6 protein-coding genes are annotated in these 7,736 nt (G+C 43.5%); 3 read left to right on the top strand and 3 right to left on the bottom strand.

The features are described from left to right. Nucleotides 1-37 precede the first annotated feature (37 nt). Nucleotides 38-2,293 carry a PAS domain S-box protein gene (locus PSE7429_RS20185; RefSeq protein ID WP_009629205.1) on the bottom strand — a complete coding sequence of 752 codons (2,256 nt, stop codon included), beginning with the start codon at nucleotides 2,291-2,293 and terminating at the stop codon, nucleotides 38-40. Between the two features lie 93 nt (nucleotides 2,294-2,386). Between PSE7429_RS20185 and PSE7429_RS26415 the strand changes: the two genes are divergently transcribed. Continuing rightward, complete coding sequence (locus PSE7429_RS26415; RefSeq protein WP_158467660.1) at nucleotides 2,387-2,524, top strand: hypothetical protein; 138 nt, start codon at nucleotides 2,387-2,389, stop codon at nucleotides 2,522-2,524. Between the two features lie 119 nt (nucleotides 2,525-2,643). On the opposite strand, the gene PSE7429_RS20190 is transcribed toward PSE7429_RS26415, so the two are convergent. Together PSE7429_RS20190 and PSE7429_RS20200 are read right to left on the bottom strand one after the other, a co-directional pair. Next, nucleotides 2,644-4,014, bottom strand: coding sequence for a DEAD/DEAH box helicase (locus PSE7429_RS20190; RefSeq protein WP_009629206.1), 1,371 nt, complete (start codon nucleotides 4,012-4,014; stop codon nucleotides 2,644-2,646). Between the two features lie 398 nt (nucleotides 4,015-4,412). After that, nucleotides 4,413-5,300 carry an ion channel gene (locus tag PSE7429_RS20200; protein ID WP_009629207.1) on the bottom strand — a complete coding sequence of 296 codons (888 nt, stop codon included), beginning with the start codon at nucleotides 5,298-5,300 and terminating at the stop codon, nucleotides 4,413-4,415. 335 nt (nucleotides 5,301-5,635) lie between these two features. On the opposite strand from PSE7429_RS20200, the gene sfsA reads away from it, so the two are divergent. Both sfsA and PSE7429_RS20210 read left to right on the top strand, forming a co-directional pair. Further along, nucleotides 5,636-6,367: a DNA/RNA nuclease SfsA gene (gene sfsA, locus PSE7429_RS20205; RefSeq protein ID WP_009629208.1), complete on the top strand. Its 732-nt coding sequence runs from the start codon at nucleotides 5,636-5,638 to the stop codon at nucleotides 6,365-6,367. Between the two features lie 664 nt (nucleotides 6,368-7,031). Beyond that, a complete protein-coding gene (locus PSE7429_RS20210; RefSeq protein WP_009629209.1) occupies nucleotides 7,032-7,559 on the top strand; it encodes a hypothetical protein in 528 nt (175 codons plus the stop codon). Nucleotides 7,560-7,736: the final 177 nt, after the last annotated feature.

A 7,736-nucleotide genomic window follows, 5' to 3' on the forward strand; every position in this document is an offset into this window, starting at 1 on the left:
TTTGCTACGCAAACCCTTTCTTCAAGCTCGTTTCAAATTATCCCGAACTCACGTTACTTATTAAAGCCCCCAATAAATTACTATCGTCAAAGATTGCCTCAGTTATATTTGCCTCTCGCAAATCTGCCCCCCGTAAGTCCGCTCCCCGCAAATCTGCGTATTGTAAGTTTGCATCGTGCAAGTCTGCCCCCCGCAAATCTGCCCCGCGTAGATTTGCGGATTGAAAATTAGCGTGGCTACAGTTGCTTCCATTAAGAGCCGCCCCACTCAAGTCTGCTTTCTGCAAATCGGCTTTGACAAAATAAGCCCCTCGCAAATTCAATCCTGCAAAATTACGTTGACCAACTCGATACTGTTCGAGCAAAGTATTAGCAACGGACAGGCTAAAGTTGGCGATCGCTTCTGTCCCAGAGCGAACTATTGATAAATTGGGGGATTTACCCAGCTGGATCCTTTGAGGATCGTCAGTATCCGCAGCAGGGGAAGCCTCTAACTCATCGATAATCCGCAATACCCCAATAATTTTGCCATGGGGATCGTGAACCAGAACGGTTGAGATACTCACATTAATCCAACTGCTATCGCGAAGCTGCATCGCCATCTCAAAGCCTTCAAGGGGCTTGCCAGCTAAGGTGTCGAGAATTGCTGATTGTAATTCTAAGGATTGAGATTCAGAAATATTAGGTAGGGAGTGATTGAAAGTAATGGAATTATTCCAAGCAAATAGATTCTCGGCGGCGGCATTCCATAGTAAAACCTTTCCGTCAGGACTAACAATATCGATCGCCACTGGAACCGCCTTAATCACCGCGCGTAACAATTCATTAGTCCGCTGAAGACTAGATTCGGCTTCACCTCTCTCACTAATATCAATACATACGCCATCGGCAAATACAGCACCATTGTCAGTCAGGTAGTAACGGGTTATATTTTGTACCCACTTCACTTCACCTGCGATCGTGATAATCCTAAACTCATGACGGAAAGTTGCCAGCTTATCAAAGCCAGCCTTGATCAGAGCCTTAAACTGATCGACATCTTCGGGATGAATTAAATCTAATAATTGGTAGGGAGTAGAAGTCGCATATTTCGGCAAAACACCAACTAAATCAATTAATCCATCGCTAATAAATGGAATTGAAATAGTCCCATCAGAGGAGATGGCAAGACGATAGAGGGTTGCGGGCATACTCGAAGCGATCGCCGCCAATCGGAGTTCGCTCTCTTGGAGAGCAGATTCTGTGCGTTTGCGTTCCGTAATGTCACGGGAATTAATGACTAAACCCTGTACGTTCGCATCCTGCAAAAGATTGCAACAGACTGACTCTAGATAAATCCAATTCCCATTCATATGTTGATAACGCATCACAATGGGGGTTGATACAGATAAGGTATCTACCGACTGAGCCAAAAAGTTTTGAAAAACTGGTAAGTCTTCAGGATGGATAAACTTGACATATTTCTTGCCAATTATTTCTTCAGGCATATAGCCCAAGGTCTTAAACAAAGCGGGACTGCAATAGTGAATCGTCGTATCTATATCGAGAATATTCACAATGTCAGAAGAATGCTGCATCATTGCGCGTAACTTTGCTTCGTTGCGAGTGAGATTACGAGAAATACGTCGTTGTTCTTCCCGCTCTACTCGAATTTGACGATCCATCAGATTCAGTTTGGCGTTCATTTCCGCAACGCGAATTTCTAATCTTTGATGGGAATGTTGCAGCTTTTCAACTTCTTGCTTCCGTTGGGTAATATCTTGAATCCACCAACGCATCCCAGTGACCCTGCCATCGATCGGCATCCGAATGCTAATAATAGTGAAACTGGCATCAAAAGGCTGTCCTGTTGGAAACTGCATCCGAAAATCTAAACTTTTAATGTTTTGCCCTCTTTGCAACTGACCGAGCAAACGCTTAAATTGCTCTTTATAGGAGGGATAGACGAAGTTTTCTAGGTTTTGTCCAATTGGATGCGAACCAAACATCAATGTAGCCGCACGGTTAGCTTCAGTAATATCACCATGGGCATTGGTAACAAAGTAGCCATCAGGAGCAAAATCAAAGAGTTCGCGATATCGATCAAGTTCCCCTGCAATGGATTGCTGATGAACTTCTAGTTCTATTAAACTCGCTCGCAAAACATTAAAAGCATCTTCGAGGTTAAGAGTTCTCGATTCAGTCTTAGCGTCAATTTCAGTAGAAGATGGTATGGGCAGTAAAGCAATTTGCTCTAAATCGTGCAGTTGCTGAATCGAAGTGGCAATCAATTCGAGACAAAGACGCATACCCATATACAATCCATACTTTAACCAGTCTTCTAAGACCTATATAGTATAGCAACACCAAGAGGATAAGAGGGTAGATTAGGTTCTTGCGGATAAAAAATGTCCCACCCAGTTATCTATAACTACAGTCGCTCCCCAAGAATTGACTGGCGGCGCGAAGCGCCGCCAGTCAATTCTTGGGGTTTATGTCCTAGTACAGCGACAGCAGGTACTTTTCCAACCCATGAAATTTTTTAAAAGTGTTGCTTTGCAACACTTTTAAAAAATTTCATGGGGTTCTTTTGATCGAAAATTGCTGTAAAACTTCAGAAGATGAGTGGCGGCGCATTGCGCCGCCACTCATCTTCTGAGTTTACTTAGTGCTGGCGATGGGGGCGAGATTCTGAGCGTTCAGAGGTGGAGGGCTGAGTCAGTTTTACTGTTGTTTTAACTAACTGTTTTTTCTGCGGGTGAGTTGGTGCTTTGCTTGAAGATATTGGTTTACCGATCGCTCCACGATCGCTGCGATCGCTTTGTTGATTCCGTCGTGGCTGATGCTTTTGCTGTCTGCCTACTTGGATAGGTTCAGGCTGGGCGCGGGGATCGGGCTCGAAGCCCTCAATAATTTCATGGGGTAGCGATCGCTTGATTAGTTTCTCAATATCGGCAAGAAATTTACGTTCGTCTACGCATACCAAAGAAATCGCCTCGCCTGAAGATCCTGCTCTTCCCGTACGTCCGATCCGATGCACGTAGTCCTCAGGCACATTTGGCAACTCATAGTTAACGACTTGGGGTAGTTCGCTAATATCTAAGCCTCGCGCGGCAATATCCGTAGCAACTAAAACTTGTAGACTGCCATCCTTAAATTTCCCTAGGGCTCGAGTACGGGCAGCTTGACTCTTATTCCCGTGAATCGCCATCGCCACAATATCATCTTGGTGCAATTGCTTGACTAGGCGATCGGCTCCATGTTTGGTACGGGTAAAGACCAATACTTGATACCAATTATTAGTCTGAATCAAATGGGTTAGCAATTCCCGCTTGCGATCGCGATCGACGGGAAAAATCCTTTGAGTCACTAAATCTGCGGTAGCATTTTGACTGGCGACTTCAACCATCACAGGGCGATCGAGCAGAGTGCTGGCAAAGGTTTTAATATCATGGGAAAAGGTGGCTGAAAACAAGAGGTTTTGACGTTGTTTCGGTAAGAGAGCCAAAATCTTTTTAATATCCCGAATAAAGCCCATATCTAACATGCGATCGGCTTCGTCTAAAACTAGGACTTCCACCTGTGAAAGGTCTAATCGACCCTGCTGAACGTGATCTAACAAACGACCAGGGGTTGCTACCAAGATTTCAACCCCACCTCTAAGGCGGTTGATTTGGGGATTGATATTCACGCCACCATAGATTGCCATCGAGGTAAGGGGCAAATGCCTACCATACATCCTTACACTTTCTTCGACTTGGGCAGCAAGTTCGCGGGTAGGGGTGAGAATTAAAGCTCGAATGGGAATTTTCCCATTTGACGAACGTTTGACGCTCTTATTTGATAGTAGGTGCAAAATCGGTAGGGTGAATCCTGCGGTTTTGCCCGTTCCAGTTTGAGCACCTGCTAAAAGATCTCGACCTGACAGTACAACAGGGATCGCTTGCGATTGAATTGGGGTGGGTTGAGTATAGCCACGAGCCGCGACAGCACGCACGATGAGATCGGACAATCCTAGCGCCAAGAATCCCTGCATTGACGAGGAATTAAGTTCAGAAGATTTTTTCAGTACAGAAGATTTTGGTACTGGAGGGGCAATCGGAGAAGAAGACATAGAACTCCAAAAAATTATCGGTCTGTCGCTGTTAGCGTTGCCATTTATTAGTCGTACCAAATCCTTAGAACCTTGTGACATTTCTAAGGAGTTAAAACCTTACCCAGAGGGATTTTAAAAATTCAAAAATATTTAAAGTTTGTTTTAAATTTTTTTGAATTTGGTGTCAGACGGATCAGAGACAGAAATTTATGTTAACGCGCCAACAGTATCAATGACTGGGAGCAGACACTGTAGAGCTATATCTTAGCATTAGAAAAGAAAGATTGCCAGACAATCTTTCTTTTCTAAATTGCTCCTAAATCGCTCCTAAATTGCCCCTAAATTGCCGTAGTCTCATGAAAATAGGTGTAATCAAGATAGCGATGCCCATCCTTTGCCATATGAATAACATCAATAAAACGGCGATCGTACAGGAGATTGTGAGATGCATACATATGTCGCGCGTGAATTGTACCTTCAATCGTTTCATCAACCCCTGTCAGCGACACGAGGATCTGAGCGTGTAATCTTTCCATGGTTTCGTTGGTTATGCGATAGAGCGGACTGCTCTCATCAATGATATGCATTACAGTCCATGACAGTAAAAAGACAGGAGAATGATCGCGGACTAATTTTAGTTCGTGCAAGCGGCGCATTCTATGCCCTTCAACGGTTATTTCGTCAATCATGAGAAAAACGCTGAGTTTTGCCTCAAGAATGTTATTTCTCCTCTCATTGGCTGTGCGAAACATGAGTGTGGGGATGCCATTGTAGTCGTGAATCGTGGCTACTCGGCTAAACATGACACGCGAAGAGGATTTCGCAAATCTCGTAAAGGCTATTCCTGTAATGACGGCAAATAACATCAAGCTGGCAATGGACTCTAAGGTGACAATCAAGTTTGCATAAAGGGTATGAGGGTTCATTACTCCATAGCCAATCGAAGCGAGGGTCTGAACGCTAAAGAAGAAAGCCTCTAAAAAACCAACTTTTTCAATACCTGCGATCGCATCAGCATCAAGTAAATAAAGAACCGCAAACACTGCATTGAGGAAGATATCAAATCCTACAACGATCGCCACAAACCCCAGCCAAGGAATAGTTAACATGAGGTGGTAAGGATCGCGAAAATAAGAATACCAAGAGTTCCCACCGACGACCTGAAGCACTCCATCGCGCTGTTCGAGTTTGATTAGAGACGGATGGATTTTGCGTTTGATTCCCATATTAACTGACCCACCAATAGCTTTTCCTCATCATGGTAATATGGTCAGCACAATGCGCTTTTCCTAAGAGCAATATTTTAGAAATTACAGCGCTTCGCGCTCAAACCCAAACCAATGAAATTTTTAAAAGCCTAAAAGTAAAAGCCTTGCTACGCAAGGCTTTTACTTTTAGGCTTTGAGGAAGGGTTTGCTACGCAAACCCTTCCTCAAAGCCCGTTTTTAATTATGCCGAACTCACGTTAAGTAGTTCGGCATAGTTAAAAACCAAAATCAGAGAGCGTTACGCTCTCTGATTTTGGTTTTTAATGCAAAGCGCTATAATTACCCATTGAAAAATGATTCAAGTTCATACGTATCCCGATCTGATTGAAGGTCGTCTTGTTAGTCGCTACAAACGTTTTTTTGCGGATATCAAATTAGATAACGGCGAAGTTATCACCGCCCACTGCGCAAACACGGGACCAATGACAGGAGTTTGCCAGATTGGGAGTCCTGTCTTAGTTTCCTACCATCCCAGTCCTAAAAGGAAACTAGCCTATAGTTGGGAAGCCATTTATATCGATGAACAATGGGTCGGAGTCAATACCAGCCTTCCTAATCGTGTTATCGGTCATATGCTCGATCACCATTTGCTCCCTGAACTAGAGCCTTACCATACGGTTAAGGGGGAGGTTACCTATGGCAAGGAAAAGAGTCGGATCGATTTTTTGTTGACTAATGGGGAAGATAATTCTCAAAGAACCAATCCTCAAAGAACCTACGTGGAAGTTAAAAATTCAACATGGTGTATTGGTAGTTTATCCCTATTCCCAGATACCGTTACGACGCGAGGACAAAAACACCTACGGGAACTGATGGCGATAATTACGGAAAATACTGCTGCGGTCTTAATTTTCTTTATTAATCGTGGCGATTGCGATCGCTTTGCAGCGGGAGCCCAAGCTGATCCCGAATATGCCCGACTCCTACAAGAAGCGATCGCTAAAGGTGTGAAAGTATTGCCCTGTCGATTTGCGATCGAACCAACCAAAATCACCTATCTGGGATTGGCATCTCTCGAAGTTTAGGCTACAGCCACTTGACTTAAGACAAATCAAACCCCAAGAATTGATTGGCGACGCAAAGCGCCGCCAATCAATTCTTGGGGTTTATGTCTATACTTGGCGACAGCTATATCTTAATTTATTGGTTGGCAAGAAAGTAAAAAGCAGAGGGGATTTTTGATTCCCTCTGCTTTTGTTGAGTTTGTTGAGTTGGACAATTACCCATCTGTAAAGGGTTTAACGATTTTCCAAAAAGTGTATGGAATTCCAAGACTCAAAACAAGACAAACCGTTAATTCTGCCATAGGTCAAGGGACGGGTTTTGTATAGTCAATTTTTAGTTAGTAGTAAGGACTACTTCTATAACCTTTTACCATACAAATTTAGCCATATTTTCGCTATCTCCAGTTGGGTGATATAGCAACGTAAGGTTTGTTATAGGGTATAAAACGCCAAAGATGAGTGGCGGCGCAAAGCGCCGCCACTCATCTTTGGCGTTTTGATGATTGCTTACGTTGCTATATTCAAGACGCTTTTAATAAGATTGCTGCGCAATTAGATTTTTGTCTAAAATTTTTTCGCCAAACTGTCAAACTTGTGATAGTCTGTCTCCCTGACGGGGTTACTCCGAAAGCTTAAGTAAAAAACTAAGTAAATAAATCGTTTCTCACACAAGGAAGTGATATCTGTGAAAAATCTAAATAACTTAAATAAAATTTTGATAGGTTTATCCGCTTTAGGATGCCTGTCAGCGATCGCTAATGTTCCTGCCGCCCAAGCACAGCCTGCTTATGGTAGCTACGTTGGTGTCGGCGCAAGCTTTGGTTTTACCAGTGGGAACACCAGCGCAGGCGAAAGTTCGCGCACATCTGGGCTAGTTGCAGCACGCTATAAGTTTCTAGAATTTCCTGTCTCTGTGAGAACTCAAATATTGATTGGCAATAGTACCGCCGTTGTGCCCACCGTTTCCTTTGATGTGCCATTAAACTTTGATACTGATATTTACATTGGTGCAGGTGTATCTCTTTCTAATACCGTGGACACTACACCTGTAGGCAACAAAAATAGTTTTGTGATTCAACCTGGGATTGACTACACATTGCCCAACAGCAATCTAGTACTATTTGGTAACGTGATTTTTGCCTTTGATGCCTATCGCAACTCTTCAGGTACATCCGCAACCTCATTGCAAACTGGTCTGGGTTTAAGGTTCTAGTAAAGGCCTTATTCATCATGTCTCCACAACAAAAAACAAAGAAGTGCTGCTTTCTTAGCAGCACTTCTTTGTTTTTTTGCTGCTCTGGGATGATCGATTATTTAACCAAATAGTTTGGCAACTTGTTAAGACAAAAATAAGCCCAGAAAGAGGGTTGCCGCGCGGAGCGCGGCAACC

The sequence above is a fragment of the Pseudanabaena biceps PCC 7429 genome, assembly GCF_000332215.1.
Lineage (GTDB): Bacteria > Cyanobacteriota > Cyanobacteriia > Pseudanabaenales > Pseudanabaenaceae > Pseudanabaena > Pseudanabaena biceps.

Bases quoted from the DNA above. Each gene is read 5' to 3' on its own strand.
- PSE7429_RS20200 (WP_009629207.1), bottom strand. From the start codon at position 5,300: ATGGGAATCAAACGCAAAATCCATCCGTCTCTAATCAAACTCGAACAG.
- PSE7429_RS26415 (WP_158467660.1), top strand. From the start codon at position 2,387: ATGTCCCACCCAGTTATCTATAACTACAGTCGCTCCCCAAGAATTGAC.
- PSE7429_RS20190 (WP_009629206.1), bottom strand. From the start codon at position 4,014: ATGCAGGGATTCTTGGCGCTAGGATTGTCCGATCTCATCGTGCGTGCT.
- PSE7429_RS20185 (WP_009629205.1), bottom strand. From the start codon at position 2,293: ATGGGTATGCGTCTTTGTCTCGAATTGATTGCCACTTCGATTCAGCAA.
- sfsA (WP_009629208.1), top strand. From the start codon at position 5,636: ATGATTCAAGTTCATACGTATCCCGATCTGATTGAAGGTCGTCTTGTT.